Annotated in this window: 14 protein-coding genes, 1 tRNA gene and 1 pseudogene; 3 read left to right on the top strand and 13 right to left on the bottom strand. The window is 70.9% G+C overall.

Features of this window, described 5'->3' with window-relative positions; translation table 11 throughout:
* Positions 1-7: 7 nt before the first annotated feature.
* Positions 8-819 (bottom strand): IS5 family transposase gene (locus AB0K80_RS08825; RefSeq protein WP_365667308.1). Its coding sequence is split into 2 segments (ribosomal slippage): positions 8-474 and positions 474-819, totalling 813 coding nucleotides; the frame shifts between segments, so codons are not numbered across the junction.
* Positions 820-875: 56 nt separating this feature from the next.
* Between AB0K80_RS08825 and AB0K80_RS08820 the strand changes: the two are divergent.
* Positions 876-1,109 (top strand): annotated as a pseudogene (locus AB0K80_RS08820) (hypothetical protein); the annotation flags it as partial.
* A gap of 187 nt (positions 1,110-1,296) precedes the next feature.
* Here AB0K80_RS08820 and AB0K80_RS08815 read toward each other — a convergent pair.
* Positions 1,297-1,587, bottom strand: coding sequence for a CPCC family cysteine-rich protein (locus AB0K80_RS08815; RefSeq protein WP_365667288.1), 291 nt, complete (start codon positions 1,585-1,587; stop codon positions 1,297-1,299).
* Positions 1,588-2,454: 867 nt separating this feature from the next.
* On the opposite strand from AB0K80_RS08815, the gene AB0K80_RS08810 reads away from it, so the two are divergent.
* The gene (locus AB0K80_RS08810; RefSeq protein ID WP_365667286.1) at positions 2,455-3,057 is read left to right on the top strand and encodes a hypothetical protein; all 603 of its coding nucleotides are present in this window, start codon (positions 2,455-2,457) and stop codon (positions 3,055-3,057) included.
* Positions 3,058-3,272: 215 nt separating this feature from the next.
* On the opposite strand, the gene AB0K80_RS08805 is transcribed toward AB0K80_RS08810, so the two are convergent.
* From AB0K80_RS08805 to AB0K80_RS08785, 5 genes are all read right to left on the bottom strand, one after another.
* Positions 3,273-3,521, bottom strand: coding sequence for a hypothetical protein (locus tag AB0K80_RS08805; RefSeq protein ID WP_365667284.1), 249 nt, complete (start codon positions 3,519-3,521; stop codon positions 3,273-3,275).
* A 370-nt stretch (positions 3,522-3,891) separates the two neighbouring features.
* Positions 3,892-5,301: a Cys-Gln thioester bond-forming surface protein gene (locus AB0K80_RS08800; protein WP_365667282.1), complete on the bottom strand. Its 1,410-nt coding sequence runs from the start codon at positions 5,299-5,301 to the stop codon at positions 3,892-3,894.
* Positions 5,302-5,563: 262 nt separating this feature from the next.
* Positions 5,564-6,031 (bottom strand): single-stranded DNA-binding protein, encoded by a 468-nt coding sequence (locus tag AB0K80_RS08795; RefSeq protein WP_365667280.1) that lies wholly within the window; start codon positions 6,029-6,031, stop codon positions 5,564-5,566.
* A gap of 594 nt (positions 6,032-6,625) precedes the next feature.
* Positions 6,626-8,626, bottom strand: a complete 2,001-nt coding sequence (locus AB0K80_RS08790) for a YfjP family GTPase (protein ID WP_365667278.1) — start codon at positions 8,624-8,626, stop codon at positions 6,626-6,628.
* 3 nt (positions 8,627-8,629) lie between these two features.
* The gene (locus tag AB0K80_RS08785; protein ID WP_365667277.1) at positions 8,630-10,237 is read right to left on the bottom strand and encodes a dynamin family protein; all 1,608 of its coding nucleotides are present in this window, start codon (positions 10,235-10,237) and stop codon (positions 8,630-8,632) included.
* A 320-nt stretch (positions 10,238-10,557) separates the two neighbouring features.
* Here AB0K80_RS08785 and AB0K80_RS08780 point away from each other — a divergent pair.
* Positions 10,558-10,633 (top strand) — tRNA-Arg (locus AB0K80_RS08780).
* 178 nt (positions 10,634-10,811) lie between these two features.
* Here AB0K80_RS08780 and AB0K80_RS08775 read toward each other — a convergent pair.
* The 6 genes from AB0K80_RS08775 to AB0K80_RS08750 form a co-directional block, all read right to left on the bottom strand.
* Positions 10,812-12,212, bottom strand: a complete 1,401-nt coding sequence (locus tag AB0K80_RS08775) for a site-specific integrase (protein ID WP_365667275.1) — start codon at positions 12,210-12,212, stop codon at positions 10,812-10,814.
* On the bottom strand, positions 12,212-12,412 hold the full coding sequence (locus AB0K80_RS08770) for a helix-turn-helix domain-containing protein (RefSeq protein WP_171156200.1): 201 nt from the start codon (positions 12,410-12,412) through the stop codon (positions 12,212-12,214). The genes AB0K80_RS08775 and AB0K80_RS08770 overlap by 1 nt, the downstream gene beginning before the upstream one ends.
* Positions 12,409-13,776, bottom strand: coding sequence for a replication initiator protein RepSA (gene repSA, locus AB0K80_RS08765; RefSeq protein WP_365667306.1), 1,368 nt, complete (start codon positions 13,774-13,776; stop codon positions 12,409-12,411). The genes AB0K80_RS08770 and repSA overlap by 4 nt, the downstream gene beginning before the upstream one ends.
* Before the next feature lie 127 nt (positions 13,777-13,903).
* Positions 13,904-14,221, bottom strand: coding sequence for a SpdD-like protein (locus tag AB0K80_RS08760; RefSeq protein ID WP_365667273.1), 318 nt, complete (start codon positions 14,219-14,221; stop codon positions 13,904-13,906).
* A 24-nt stretch (positions 14,222-14,245) separates the two neighbouring features.
* Positions 14,246-14,401 carry a hypothetical protein gene (locus tag AB0K80_RS08755; protein ID WP_086697680.1) on the bottom strand — a complete coding sequence of 52 codons (156 nt, stop codon included), beginning with the start codon at positions 14,399-14,401 and terminating at the stop codon, positions 14,246-14,248.
* Positions 14,402-14,413: 12 nt separating this feature from the next.
* Positions 14,414-14,605, bottom strand: a complete 192-nt coding sequence (locus AB0K80_RS08750; RefSeq protein WP_268693091.1) for a mobile element transfer protein — start codon at positions 14,603-14,605, stop codon at positions 14,414-14,416.

Genomic DNA, 14,605 nt, shown 5'->3' with positions numbered 1-14,605 from the left:
GCTCAGGTCATAGCCGTTGGCTGAGTCGGCGGTAGCCGATGAGGGCTGCGGCTATGCCGACGAAGGCCAGGAAGTGCTCGGCCTTGCGCTCGTAGCGGCGGTGCAGGCGTCGACATCCAGCGAGCCAGGACACCGTCCTTTCAACAACCCAGCGGTGTCGGCCAAGACGCTGCGAGGACTCGATGCCCTTGCGGGCAATGCGATGACGGATGCGCCGCTGGCGAAGCCATCTACGCAGGTGGTCGTAGTCGTAGCCCTTGTCTGCATGGAGCTTGGCCGGACGTCGGCGACGCGGGCCACGCCGGGAGCGGATGGGCGGGATTCCGCGCACGAGCGGCTTCAGGCCGACACTGTCGTGCATGTGGGCACCGGAGATACCCAGCGACAGGGGCAGTCCGTTCCGGTCCGTGATCAGGTGGATTTTCGATCCATTCTTGCCGCGGTCGGTCGGATTCGGTCCGGTCAGTGGCCCCCTTTTGCCGCCCGCACGCTGACCGAGTCGATGGCACACCGCGACCAGTCCAGCTCACCGCGAGCGCCGAGTTCGTCGAGGATGACCCGGTGGAGCCTGGCCCACACCCTGGCCCGGCTCCACTGGGCGAAGCGCCGGTAAACCGTGGGCCAGGCTGGCCCGAACACCGGCGGCAGCTGCCGCCACGTGCAGCCCGAGGTGGCCACGAAGATGATCGCTGCCAGGGTCTCACGGTCACCGGCCCGTCGCCGGCCGCCGCCCTGCGGGCGCTTCACCTCCGTGGGCGGCACCACCCGCCGGAACAGCATCCATAACTCGTCCGGTACCAACCGCTCAACCAGATCCATCATGGACGGATCAACGAACGATCACACCAAAGAAAACGGTATCCAACTAGCTTTACACAAATGTCGGACTTACCGCGCGTGTGGAGGAGCACGACCGGCACACGTCGGTCGAGGCGGAAGTGCCGGAATCACTCACCGCCGACTTATGGCGGAGGTCCATGGAAGCGGTAGCTGAGGCCGATCAATTCGGACTTCTCGCCACCAGCCTGAACGGCCGCACCCTCTGGGCGGTCGTACGCAAAACGGCCCCCACGACGGGCGCTGTCGGGGGACCGAGCCATCAGCGATAGGAGCTGACCAGCGTGCTCAACCGTATCCGCCGTGCCGTGACCCTCACCAGAGCGCGGCATGCCCCCAAGGGCAGTTCGATCCATGGGGCAGGTGGGATGCTCGGACATCTGCTTGCCGACCGTTTCGGTGTCCAGTCCAGGGCGCCGGGATCCGTGGCCGTCTGGGACGTTGTGTCAGCTGGTGATGTCAGATCGCTGGGTTTTCGTCCGGCAGAGGCTCGCGTACGAACGCGGTACACCGCTCGTCGCAGGCTCCCATGGCCTGGAAGTTCTGACGCGCCTCCGTGAGGCTCAGCCGGCCGTTCGGGCCACCTCGAACCCGGTCAGCATTGTGGTCGTCCTGCCCGTCGTCCTCCCAGAAGCACACAGGGCAGATGTCAAAGTTGCCACGCTCATCGAGTGTCAGGAAGCCACAGCAAGGACAGCGGTACGGGCCGTCCTCGGCCTCTCCTCGGGCGTTGAGGAACGGAGTGACCATGGACGGCATCTTGCCCTGCCCTTGCCGGTGATCACGACCCAGTAGATGTGAGCGCCCAATCAACTGAACCATTAGCTTGGGCAGGTGCGATCATTCGCGGCAGTTCGGGCGCTGACCTGGACAAACAGTCGAGCAGGGGCCTCGCCAGGCTCGGTTGCGGTCACCGTGGTTCCCCGCTGTTCCCCACTGAATCTGGTGCGCTTGTGGTGCGCGGACACTTTGCAGCTGGATCAGACTGCCTTATCAGGTCAGTCAGCTCCGCCTCGGTGGCCTCAGGCCGGAGGCAAACGTCGAAGGTATAGCCCTCGTCGCAGAACCCCACGAAAAGGTGAGCCGGAGCGAGTCTGCGGAACACGATCGCCAGCCACACGGCGTCCGCCCGCCAGACGTCCAGGTACAGGCAGGTACCGTCCTGTGTAGATATGCCTCGCCTGGGCCGTTCTCCGTCTCGAAGGACCAGCTGAAGCTTCGTGCCTCGCTTCGGTGAGTCGGGTCGATCTCAACTGGTGCCCATCGAGTCCGTAGTGCTGTGGGAAGCGCCTCAACGTCGACTCGCCATGTGCCCGCCTCGCTGTCGGCAAGTACCAAGAACTGCGCCATGGCGGCTGTCTATCACCAGGCGCCGGCCGCCGTGCCTCGCCCCTCGCTGCACTCCGGGCTGGCGCACGCTTTCCAACAGTGTTGATGGCGTCTTGGGCTGGGTGCAGGGGCGTTCACCTGCGTTCATGGACGGCTGGACGCTCAGTCGCTCTCGGCTTCCGGTCTCCCCTGAACGGCCGTGAACCGTGCTGAATGAGACGGAAACTGAGACGGGGACCGCACACGACTCGGGTGACTGCGCGCGCCGGTTGGCGCTAGCGTGCGGCGGTGATCAGCAATGAGGGAGCAGGTCTGGGCGCGGAGGCCGCACGCCGCCTGGTCGAGACGGGCCTCTATGAGTTTGAGCCGGGGCTGACGGACGCCGAGTTCGCGCGCATCGAGCGCGATTACGGCTTCGAGTTCTCAGACGATCACCGAGCGTTCCTTGCGGCCGGCCTACCGGTCAACGTTCCTCCCGAGGAGGGGCAGACCTGGTCCAGGCCCTGGCCGGAGTGGCGGGGCGGCGACCCGGACAGCTTGCGCAGACAGCTCGACTGGCCGGTCGAGGGTGTTCTGCTCGACGTCGAGCACAACGGGTTCTGGTATGAGGGCTGGGGCGAGCGTCCGCCTGACGATGCGGCGGCACTGGATGCGGCGCGGCGTCATCTGGCGGAGGCACCGGTGCTGGTGCCCGTGTACGCCCACCGGTACCTGCCCGCTGGACGAGGCAGCTTCGGGCATCCGGTGCTCTCGATGTGGCAGACCGACATCATCTATTACGGGCTGGACCTGGTCGACTACATGCATCGGGAGTTCGACGAGGCGCGGGGCGAGGTTGACGAGAGCTGGAAGCCGCGAGCAACGGTGCGCTTCTGGCGGGACCTTCTCTGACTCTTCGAGGAGCCCGGGCAGGCGGCGGGCGCCCTCAGCTTGGGAATCTGGGGTTGCGAGCGGACAACTGCTGGACTGACCTGCGGTGGTGCGGACGCGGGGCCCGACTGACTGACCGCCTGGTCCCCGCCATTCCCCGTGGTTCCCCGCACGATCTGGCACGTGTCTGGCACGGGCGCTGCCGTCCGCTCTGCGCGTCTGCCGTGAGCCACGGACTACTCGTAGGTGGTCGCAGCCTGCAAGGCTCGTGCGAAGAAGCTCCAATCACCGCTGGTGGGCATATTGCGGCCGGCGTTGCTGCACCAGCCGTCCGCGTCGTCGATCCAGGCTGCCAGCGCCTCCAGGAAACTCGCAAGGTCCGCGTTCTCCCATGAGTGGCCCTCCTCGGTGTGGCTGCGGTGGAGGGCACGGACGAAGGCAGCCAGTTCTTCTCTGCTGTCGACGTGATCAGGAGCAGTGTTCACGAGCGGCACCCTACTTGGCACGCCCGCAGTAGGGCCGAGGCTGGTGAGCACCGCTTCAGGAGTTCGATCGCTCCCTAATGCCCGGCCGGGGGCCGGCCCGCGCGCGGGGAGCGGAGCGAGCCGCCTTGATAGACGTAGGGAAACTCTTACCGCGCTGGTCCGCAGCCACCACTCGGTGGGCGGGACACCGGCCCCGGACCGCGCCGGGCGAGGTCTCGCCGTACCCCTGGGTGGAAACGCCTGGGAGGCGGGGGCTGTGACCTGGGGCTTCGCTGTCAGCGGCGGTGGCATGACCGTCGCTGTCGGTCGTCGCCTGCCAGGGCAGCAGGAGACCGCTGATCCCCGGGCTCGGTGCCGAGCGGCTGGTTCGCTACTCCCCCGCCGTCGTCTCCCCGCGGCGGACGATCAGCAGGGCCGCTCCGCCCAGCACGACCAGGGTGATCGCCGTGCCGGCGATCCACGGGGTGGTGCTGGAGGCGCCGGTCGCGGCGAGGTTGGTCGGTGAGGTGGGGGTGACCACCGTGGCCGGGCTCGGGTCGGAGAGGGTCTGGGTGCCGGCGCCGCTCTCCGCGCCCTGGACGCGGCAGTCGAGCATGCCGGTGAACCGCTGTTCCAGCCCGCCGGGGCCCCGCACCGTGAGGTCGTACGCCTGGTCCTCGGGCAAGGGAAGCGTCACCGTACGGGTCTCACCCGCCGCGACGGTGTGTTCCGTGCCGGCCAGCTCGAAGGTGTAGGGCGTGTCCCCCTGGTTGACGGCCGTGACGTCCACACCGCCCTTGGCGCAGTTCTTCGCCGCGGACAGCGCGGGTATCGCCCCGCGCTCACCCCAGGTCGCGTGCGCCGCCGCCGAGACCGTCGAGGCGCTGGACCCGGCCAGGATCTGCGTCTGGCTGCGGCCATCGGCGGCGAAGGCCCGGCCGACCGGGACGGTGGTGGAGGCCTGCACGCTCAGTTCGGCGGTGCCGGCCGCCGCGTCCTTCGGTACCTCGAAGAACACCTGGCTGCCGTCCACGGCCGACGTGACCGCCTTGCCGGTCTTGTCGACGATCCGTACGCCGCTGGTGGCGGCGTCCGCCGGGGGCGTCACCGTCACGCCGCGCGCGTTGGTGCGCACGGTCACCGGGCCGAGCCGCTCACCCGGGCTGCCGGCGACCGCGGCCGGGGTGAGGCTGAGCGACGCCCTCGGCTCGGGCAGGTCGCGGGCGTTCTTGTGCAGGTAGTCCGCGAGCTGCTCGGCCTGCGGGTCGAGGGCGTCGACGTGGGCCTGGTCGGAGTAGCGCCAGATGGCCACCTGCGTACCGGCCGCGGCGTCCTGCTCGGTGAGCGCGCCGCGCACTCCCGCCTTCCTGGCGAGTGCCGCGAGGTCGTTCACCTGGGGGTAGGAGTTCTGCAGGATCCAGCGGATCCGGCCGGCGTCCTTGTTGGCGCCCAGCGAGGTGCCGCTCCAGGGCGTCTCGTGATACCGGGCGTCGCGCTGCGTTGGGTGGTACAGGTCGACGCAGTACGTCTGGAGGGTGCCGCCGCCCTCGACGGACATCTCGAACAGCCCCGCCGGTACCTGCTGGTCCCCGGCGTCGCCGTGTATGACCGCGGAGCCGTACGTCTTGAGACCTCCCATGGTGGCGGTGGCCCCGCTCTGGCTCGGCGCTGCCTCCTCGGCGGCGGCCGGCCCGGCACCGGCCAGCGCCCCGGCGGCGAGCAGCCCGGACACCAGGCCCGCGGCGCCGACGCGGGCGGCCCCACGCCGGGGCGCGGACAACGCAGAGATCGCAGCAATCACCAAATTCCCCTTCGAGCAGGACCCGTTGACGTGGGGGGACGGTCCCACCAGCAGAATCTCGCAGCTCCGAGAGCTATGCCCGGCATCCTAGGGACGCCGCGGAGCCCGCTTCCCGGCGAGGCCGTCGGGGGCCCTGATCCGACTCGTAATCGTTATCGCCAAGGCCCTTGCGAGCAGGGCTTATCGACAAATCCACCCGGGTTCGTCCGGTACGCACTCGCCGATAAGCCGCAGTTCGCTCAACGGCGCCCGACAGGTGACGTCACGTCACCACTGCGGGCTCACGCCCCTGTTGCATCTCGACGTCGACGGAATCGGCAGCCGGTGTCTCCCAGTTGGGCTCGGGCTGCGCCGGTGCGGCCGCCGTCTCCGGCCGGCCCGCGCGCCGGAAGGCCGAGGTGCCCCAGGTGAGGTCGTGCCCGATCGCCACGGCGTCGATGTCCGCCGAGGTCCAGTTCTGCCCCTCGCGCACATCCGTGCGCACCTTCAGCCTGCCCTGCACGATGACCGGTTCTCCCACCGACAGCGACGCCTGCACGTGGGTGGCGAGCTGCCGGTTGGCCCACACGGTGAAGAAGTTGGTGTGTCCGTCGGTCCAGGCGTTCTTCTCGCGGTCCCAGTAGCGCGCGGTGACCGCCAGCCGGAACCGCGCCGACGGACCGGAGGCCAGCTCCCGGTACACCGGCGTCGTCGCCACCCTGCCGACCGCGCAGACCATCGTCTCGTTCATCGCGAACCCCTCCCTCGCCCGGCTCCACGGCCGGGCGGGACACGCGTACGGGCCCGTCCCGTACGGCTGCGTCTGCCGCGGCGCCCGTGCGAGACGTACGGACCGCCGCCGGCACGGCGCCCGCGTCCGTCGCGAACGCCGTGCCGCCAGACTGCCTCCGCCGGGCCGAGCCCGCTGAGCGCTGTGGACCGGTGCTCGTCTGTGGAGAACTCCGCCACTCGAACGGGTGGTCCGCCCTCCCCCTCCGGTCGTGGGTTCACCCCGCCAGGCCTCACAACCGGTGACACGTCACGCCCGGCGGCCGGTCCCGGACCGAGCCGTTCCGACGGCCACCGGCGGTCCGACGGCCACCCGCGGTCCGACGGCCACCGGCGGTCCGACGGCCACCGGCGGCAGGCTCGGCCCACCCGATCCCGACCGGGTTGCCTACGCGATCCCGACCGGGTTGCCTACGCGATCCCGACCGGGTTGCCTACGCGATCCCGACCGGGCCGCCCCCACGATCCCGGCCGACGTCATCTCCCCCTCCCACGACCCGACCGAGATCAGCCCTGGCGATCCCGACCGGGACCACCCCCGGCACCGGGGCCGGTGTCACCCGCGAGCCCCCGCTCCGATCACCCGCCCGTACTGCTCCCGCACCTCCCGGTACCGCAGCAGTTCCGCCGCCACGGGATCGAGGACACGGGCCCGGCCGCACCCCGCGGCCGCTTCCCGCAGGCGCCGTTCCGCCTCCTGCCCGTACCGTCTGGCCGGGCCCCGGGCCGCCATGCGGCAGCTCCACTCGATGAGCGGGCCGCCGACGATGCCGATCACCATCAGCAGCACCGGCACTCCCAGGTTCGGCGACATGAACCCGATGATCTGGCCCAGCAGCCACAGCCCCCCGGCGAACTGGAGGAGGGTCATCGAGGCCTGGGCCAGCACCGCCATCGGCCACCAGCCGGGCCGCGGCGGCCGCCCGGGGAGCACTCCCGCGCGGGCGGCGAGTTCGTCCAGCGCCTCCGGCAGCCCCTGCGAGCCACGTACGGCCGCCTCGCGCACCGCCTGCGCCCACGGCGCGGGCAGCCCCGCCGAGGCCCGCTCGGCCACCGTCCGCACCGCGTGCTCGACCTGCTGCCGGGCCGTGGCCTCCTCGTCGGCGGGGGCCCGCAGCGGGAGCCGCCCGGTGGGCACTTCCCGACGGTCCTGGTACCAGCGCCACAGCCGCAGCCAGGGCGTGCCGCACGCGCGGTTGGCGTTGCGCAGCCAGGCGCGTTCGGCCGCCTCGCCCGCGGCCGTGGCGCCCACGGCGTCGGCGAGCCGTGCCGAGAACTCCTCCCGGGCCTCCTCGCTGAGCCCGGTGCGCTGCCGGGTCGCGTAGACCGGCCACAGCCGTGCGGCGGCGACGTCCACGTCGGCGGCGATCCGGCGAGTCGGGGCCTGGCGTTCGGCGACGAACTGGCCGAGCGCCTCGCGCAGTTCGCCGACGCCGTCCCCGGTGAGCGCGGACAGGGCGAGCACGGTGGTGCCCGGCTCGCCGTACTCGCCGAGGGCGATGCCGTCCTCGTCGAGCAGCCGCCGCAGGTCGTCGAGAACCTGCTCGGCGGCCTCGCCGGGCAGCCGGTCGATCTGGTTCAGGACGACGAACATGACCTCCGCGTGGGCCGCCATGGGCCGCAGGTACCGCTCGTGCAGGAGGGCGTCGGCGTACTTCTCCGGGTCGACGACCCAGATCACCGCGTCGACGAGCGCCAGGACGCGGTCCACGGCCTCGCGGTGCTGGACCGCCGCCGAGTCGTGGTCGGGCAGGTCGACCAGGACGAGCCCGCGCAGCGGGGAGTCCGGGTCGGTGGCCTGCAGGGGGCGCCGCCGCAACCGCGGAGGGATGCCGAGCCGCTCAATGAGGCCGGCCGCTCCGTCGCTCCAGCTGCACGCGATGGGCGCGGCGGTGGTGGGCCGGCGTACGCCCGTCTCCGAGATGGGCACCCCGGCGAGCGCGTTGAACAGCTGCGACTTGCCGCTCCCCGTCGCGCCCGCGATGGCGACGACGGTGTGCTGTCCGGACAGCCTGCGCCGCGCGGTCGCCTCGTCGAGCACCCGGCCCGCCTCGGAGAGCGTCCTGCTGTCCAGCCTGGTGCGGGAGAGCCCCACCAGTTCCCGCATCGCGTCGAGCCGCGAGTGCAGCGGAGGGTCGTACGTCAGGGGTGTGACGGCCGGGGCGACCGGTGCTCTGATGTCCCTGGCGGCGGGCCGCGGCGCGGCGGTGTCGTTCACACGCCGCGCGATCAGCCCGTCGTCCCAGCCGGTGGAGGAACCCGCACGGGAGCCGCCGTCCGGGCGGCCGGACGTGTCGCTGTCCGCCACGCGCGCGTGGGCGTCGTTCGCGGGCTCCTCGCACGGCGCGCCCAGGTCCCCCGGACGCTCGTCCTCCGCGGCAGGGCCCCCGGAACTCCCGGTGGAGGCGGCCTCCCCGGTGAGGCCGTTACCCGAACCGCCCTCTCTGGGGTCGCTGTTCCCGGGGCGGTCGTCACGGTCCTGCGCGGCCACCGCGCCCTGCGGGTGATCCGTGGGGTCGTGGTGCTCGGTGTGGTCCTGGTCAGTGACGGCGGTCACCGGTCACCTCTCCTTCTGCAGTAGGGACAGCGCGGCGATCAGTTCGGCCTGGGGCTCGGGGTGCACGTCGAGCGCGTCGAGCGGGGCGAGTCGGCGCTCGCGCTCGGCGTGCATAATCCGGTCGACGTGCTCGGTGAGCAGCCGCCCGGCCCGCTCGCGCAGCCGCAGCGCTCCACGCGCACCGATCCGCTCGGCCAGCCCCTCGCCGGCGCTACGGCCCCGGCGGCCGCCCAGCAGGGCGGTGGCGACCAGGGCGGCGACCATCTCGTGGTCGGGCACGAGGTTCCGGTCGAGCTCGCGCACCTCTTCCTCGGCGTACTCCTCGAGCTCCCGCCGCCACCGCCGCACGGCCAGCCCGATCCGGTGCTCAGCGCTCTCCAGGGCGGGGTCGTGGCCGGCCAGCTCGGGCGCCGCCGCCGCCGGTTCACGCCGCCAGGCCTCCTCGACGCGTTCGTCGGCGGCGGTGACCGCGCACAGCAGCAGCGTGCTGAGGCTTTCCACGAGGGCGTCGAGCAATTCCCTGGCGGTGCAGTCAAGCGGGAAGGCGCGCCAGCGCTTGAGCGCGTCCCCGGCCAGTACCGCCCCGGCGTGCAGCCGGCCCCGCACGCGTGCCTGCTCGCTGTCGTACGCCCCGTCGACAGCGGAGGTGAGCCGCATCGCGGCCGCGTACTGCGCGGCCGCGGCGCTGGCGAGCTCGGGCATCCGGGACTTCAGGGAGTCGAGGACGCCGTAGGCCGTACGGGCCATGACGTGCTGCCGGGCCCCCGGGTCCTGCGCCTGGTGGACGAGCCAGGTGCGCAGCTGCGCGACTGCGGAGGTGGGCAGCAGCCCGCCGCCCCAGACCGACTCGGGCAGCTCGGGCACGGTGAACCGCGGTACGTGGCCGAGTCCGGCCTTGGTGAGCAGGGCGCCGTACTGCCGCGACACCTCGGTCACCACCTGGTGGGGAACCCGGTCCAGGACGGTGACCAGAGTGACGTCGTACTCCTTGGCCGTGCGCAGCAGGTGCCAGGGCAGGGCGTCGGCGTACCGGGCGGCCGTGGTGACCATCACCCAGATGTCGGCAGCGCAGAGCAGTTCGGCGGCGAGGACCCGGTTGTCGTGGACCAAGGAGTCGATGTCGGGCGCGTCCAGGAGAGCCAGGCCGGGAGGCAGCGTGTCGGCGGTCTCGATGCGCAGCAGGCGTGCGGGGTTCTCGCCGGGCAGCAGCAGGTCGTCCGTCGGTTCCCGGTGGGGCACCCACACGCGTGTGAGGTCGGGGAGCACTCTCATCCCACTGAACCAGTGATGATCCTCCGGATGGCAGACCAGCACTGGCGTCCGGGTCGTCGGCCGCAGCACGCCCGCCTCGCTCACCCGCCGCCCCACGAGGGAGTTGACGAGCGTCGACTTCCCGGCCCCCGTGGAACCTCCCACGACGGCCAGCAACGGCGCTTCGGGGTCCCTCAGGCGGGGCACCAAGTAGTCGTCGAGCTGCGCGAGCAGTTCGTCGCGGTTGGCACGCGCGCGTGGGGCCCCCGCCAGGGGGAGCGGAAAGCGTGCGGCGGCGACACGGTCGCGCAGGGCGGAGAGTGCGTCGAGCAGCTGAGGCCGTACGTCCAAGGTCACCACATGGGAAGAATGCCCAATTTTAGGGGAATTCTGAAGCATATGAGCATGTCTGCGCGCCGACGGAACACAAGGGATGGAAGGGACTAGTGGGACACACGCTCGGTCCTGGCATAACGAGTGCACAACACCCGCTGCGTGAGACGCCGAAAGCAGTGCACGATTCGTACCTGCCTGCGATTATCAGGACCGCTTCACCGAACCTCCACATCGAGCCACGGAGGCGAAGCAACAGGGACACGGATCCGGGAGCCCTATCCTTGTCCCCGGCACGTCGCGGATCAGCCCACACCCGGGCACCACGACAGAGGCCACCACACCAGGCCCCCGTAGCTCAGTGGATAGAGCAGGCGCCTTCTAAGCGCTTGGCCGCAGGTTCGAGTCCTGCCGGGGGCGCCAGGCTACGCCCTCCCGCCCGGGAGGGCTTTTTGCTGGTCAGAGCGGCTTTCAGCGGGCACGACGAAGCCCCGGACGCCCTCTTGATGATCAAGGACTGACTCCGGGGCTGTCCGGCTGTCACCGGGTTCTCGCGGGTGGCCGTGTCGAATACGTGTCGAAGTTCTCGACCGGTGGAAGATCAGCCGGCGCCCGGCACCTCCGCCTCCGGAAGATCACCCGCGGCCTCCAGCCGCCGCTTCAGGTCCGGCAGCTGCCCGTCGACGCACCGGGCGTACGTCGCCAGCAGCACGGCGACGCTGTTCCCGGCCCACTCGGCCACCTGGGCGGGCGGGATCCCGTCGTTGAGCCACTTCGTCAGGCGCGTGTGCCGGATGTCGTACACGCGCCGTCCAGTGGGTGACTCGAAAACGTGCGGGGGCAGTACGGCCTTACGCGCGCTGCGCCACGCCCGGCGGATGACGGAGCCGGCGAGGATGCCGCCGGACTCACCCTGGAAGAGCAGATCACCCGGCTGGAGCTGTTCGTCCTCGATGTGCTGCCGCAGGATGCGCGTGAGGGCCGGATGCCCCGGCACCGCGCGCGTCTCGCCCTCGGCACGGCCCTTCAGATCCCGTTGCTCGTGAATCTCCCCCGTGTCGGTCCACTGCTTCCCGATCTCCGGCGTCGCCGTGTGGACCAGCAGCTCGCACCACTGGTCGTCGGCGTCGGGTTCCGGCAGGGTCACGTCCTCCACCCGCATGGCTACGGCTTCCTCGGGCCGTGGACCGCAGTAGTACAGCGTGGCGAAGAAGGCGTGGAGCCGCTTGCCGCCCCGCGGGCGGCGCCGGATCCAGTCGAGGATCGCCGCTGCCTGCTCGGGATTCAGCAAGGACCGCTTGTCCACGGCGTTCGTGGTCTTCGTGACCGCCGTGGACTCCTTGCCCTTGGGAAGGGGGTTGGCCCGAAGGACGCGCCGCCGGATCGCGTACTTCATGGCGACGTTGAGGATCCGGCGGTTGCGCTTCCGGGACCAGGCCGCCGCTTGCTTGCCGTCAAGGCGGGTGTCGATGGCGCGCAGGACCTCGTCGACCTTTTCCGGGTCCTCCCAGGCCGAGACGGGCAGGGAGTTCCGCTCCACCCACTTCAGGATGGCAACCACGTCCGGGGGCGCGTCCGGACGTCGGTTGGTGTTGAACGCCCATTCGCGAAGGGCCGTCCGTACGGCCGCAGGCGCGAATTGGGTGGGCTTCGCCCGCAGCAGGGCGACGGTGGTGGCGGTCAGGGTCTTCGCGATGTTCTTGCGGCTGTTGCCGCCGAGGTGAGGCCAGCGGGCGTCCACGTACTCGACGGCGAATTTGTACCAGCTCATGGCAGCCGACTTGGAGCGATGAGACACCGGGAGACCGGTGGCGACGACGAAAGCCTCGCCCTTGCCCGTGGCTTGGATGAGCTCCGAGCGGAAACCCTCCGCGAGCGCGACGGTGTTGAAGGGCTCACGCCAGCGCTTGCCCGCGACCACCCAGCGCACAGTGTACGTGGTCTTCCGGGCGCCCTTGTAGGTGAGGATCTTGTAGATCTTCACGTCGTACGTCGTCTCCATCAGGCGGCGTCCTCACGGTCGTCCAGCCAGTGATCGAGATCGCTCCGCCGGATCCGGAGGTCGCCGTTCGGGAGCTTGATGCAGCGCGGCGCACGGCGCTTGGCCCGCCAGTCGTAGAAGGTCGAGCGTGAGATGGCCAGTTCTTCGCAGACCTCCGCGAGGGTGAGCATGGTTCGTCGTGACCGGATGGCCGTGGTCATTCCGTGCTCCCTTCGCTCAGGAGGGCGTCGCGGGCGGTATCGCGGTTGGTCTGGAGGTCGCGGGCGATGGTCGCGGCGAGGGCGGCTTCGCCCGGCGTGTGGCCGTGGCCGGCGTACTGCCAGTCGGACAGCACAAGGACGGTGTCCGGCTCGCGGTCGTCGAGGCCGAGGAGGGCGGCCTCTTGGGCGGCGCGGTACTCGGCGCGCTCCTGGCGGAGGGCGCCGAGGGTGGTGGAGTAGGTGCGCGACTTGGACGAGAAGTGCCCTCGGAAGCCGAGCATGTGGGCCCAGGCCCAGAGACGCCGGTCCGGGTAGAGGCTGTCCAGGTCGCGGCAGGCGGTGATGAGGCGCCGGGTGTGGTCGGGGACCTGGTGACGGTCGAGTTCGGCGAGTTCGCCGATACGGCGGTCCAGGGTGCCGGTGTTCTCGGCGGCCTTGGTGGCGTACTTGGCCACGTACGAGGCGACGGCCTGTTCGGTGATGTCGGAACCGTCGCCGAACGCCTGGACCGGACGGACGTCGAGCTGTCGACCCCAGCGGAAGGTACGGGCCGGCTCGTCACCGGCAGCCGGGACCGAGACGGACGTGTACGAGTGCGCTGCGGCGGCACGTACGGCGTCCGTGAGGAGGGCGACCGTGGCCCAGGCGGGCGGGGGTGTCCCGGGCCCCTCCGGGCCGTCGAGACGTACGACGGCGTGGAAGTGCAGGGCACCGCGCTTCTGGAACTCGGCGACCTTGCCGTACGAGACGCGAAGGTGTTCGGCGAGTTCACGGCGGGGCAGGCCGGCGCGGGCGGCGATTTCACGGCGGAGTCGCGTGGTGAAGCGCTGCCAGAGCTGACCGGCGTGGTTGTTGAACAGCACGGCGCCCGCGTAGTCGTAGCTGTCCGGGTCGAGGGCGGTGCCCAGCTCCGGAGCATCGGACGTGTGCGGGGTGCCGCAGCGGCAGGTGCCGTGATCGGGGCGGTTGTGGACCAGGCCGAACGAGGGGGCCGTGAGGGTGGCGAAGACACGCGGGTGATCGCGGACGGTGGCGGGGACGTCGCGGCGGGCGTCTCCGGCCAGGCCGGCGCGGATCAGGTGGTAGGTGTCGCCCGCGTAGGTCCAGGCGCAGGACGGGCAGCGGGAGGCGCGGCGGTTGCCGCAGGCGAGGCGGAGGCGTCCGCCCGGCTCCTGCTCGGTGGAGTAGTGGTGCAGGGTCTCGCCGGTGGTCTTGTCCTTGTGAAGGACCCAGCCGGTGAGGTGGATCGGGTCGGAGCAGCCGCCGGTACGGCGGATCTGGTCCTCCCAGCGGGCGTAGTCCGAGGCCGCGGCCACCCGCAGCACGTCCCCGAGGGTGATCGGGTCAAGCAATGTGTCGGGAATCGGCGCACTCGGTGTCGCAGATGAGGCGCGGTGGGCCATGCTTGGGGTTCCTTCCGGTTGCGAGATCGGACAGGGACGGCGCCCGGGCGGCGGATGCTTGGCGGTATCGAGGCCGCCCGGGTGCCGGTCAGCGACGCTTGGCGTCGGAAGTGAGCAGGGAGCGCAGGACGATCGCGCAGACGGCGACCGAAGCGCCGGTGATGGCGACCGCCAGGAGCAGGGAGACCAGGACGGCTCCCAGCACCAGGACGACGGCCGTGCCGCCGCCCACGAGGGCGAGGACGGTGCCGGGGGCGAGCTGGACCGTGGGCCGGCCCGGCGTCGGAGCCGTCGGTGCGACCGGCGGGGTCCCCGCGTTCGGGGTGATGGCGGTCTGCTCTACGACGGCGGGCGGTGTGCCGAGCCCGGTCGGCGCGGGCATGGTGGGGATCTTCGGACGGAACATCGGTGTTCTCCTCTCGCGAGCGGGCTACTTGACGAGTGCGTTGATGGCCGGGGCGAGGACGCTGTCGGCGAGGAGGAAGCCGCCGAGCAGGAGAACGCCGATGAGCCAGGCCGGCGGGCGGATGAGCTTGACGCCGAGGTAGCCGACGGCAAGCAGCGCGAACCAGAGCGGGACCTGCATGGCGGATGTCTCCTAGCGGACGCGGCAGCGGTGGGTGCGGGCGGCGAGCTGGGCCGCGGACTGGCTGGAGTAGTCGGCGGACCAGCCGCAGCCATCGGAGCCGCACACGGCGGCGTGCTTGGTCTGGCCGTTGCGGTCGCGGTGCGTGCCGATCTGCACCGGGCCGATGCGCATCACGGAGTGGAAGTGGTGGCGGGCGGGCAT

This window comes from Streptomyces sp. NPDC052682 (assembly GCF_040678435.1).
In the GTDB taxonomy this organism is placed as follows: Bacteria; Actinomycetota; Actinomycetes; order Streptomycetales; family Streptomycetaceae; genus Streptomyces.
The sequence above is the reverse complement of the archived record's forward strand: the minus strand, read 5'-3'. Positions and strand labels throughout refer to the sequence as shown.

What these genes read in the sequence shown, in the direction of transcription:
- AB0K80_RS08795 (WP_365667280.1), bottom strand. Translation starts at nt 6,031, where the DNA reads ATGAACGAGACGATGGTCTGCGCGGTCGGCAGGGTGGCGACGACGCCG.
- AB0K80_RS08750 (WP_268693091.1), bottom strand. Translation starts at nt 14,605, where the DNA reads ATGCCCGCCCGCCACCACTTCCACTCCGTGATGCGCATCGGCCCGGTG.
- AB0K80_RS08775 (WP_365667275.1), bottom strand. Translation starts at nt 12,212, where the DNA reads ATGGAGACGACGTACGACGTGAAGATCTACAAGATCCTCACCTACAAG.
- AB0K80_RS08755 (WP_086697680.1), bottom strand. Translation starts at nt 14,401, where the DNA reads ATGCAGGTCCCGCTCTGGTTCGCGCTGCTTGCCGTCGGCTACCTCGGC.
- AB0K80_RS08815 (WP_365667288.1), bottom strand. Translation starts at nt 1,587, where the DNA reads ATGGTCACTCCGTTCCTCAACGCCCGAGGAGAGGCCGAGGACGGCCCG.
- AB0K80_RS08770 (WP_171156200.1), bottom strand. Translation starts at nt 12,412, where the DNA reads ATGACCACGGCCATCCGGTCACGACGAACCATGCTCACCCTCGCGGAG.
- AB0K80_RS08760 (WP_365667273.1), bottom strand. Translation starts at nt 14,221, where the DNA reads ATGTTCCGTCCGAAGATCCCCACCATGCCCGCGCCGACCGGGCTCGGC.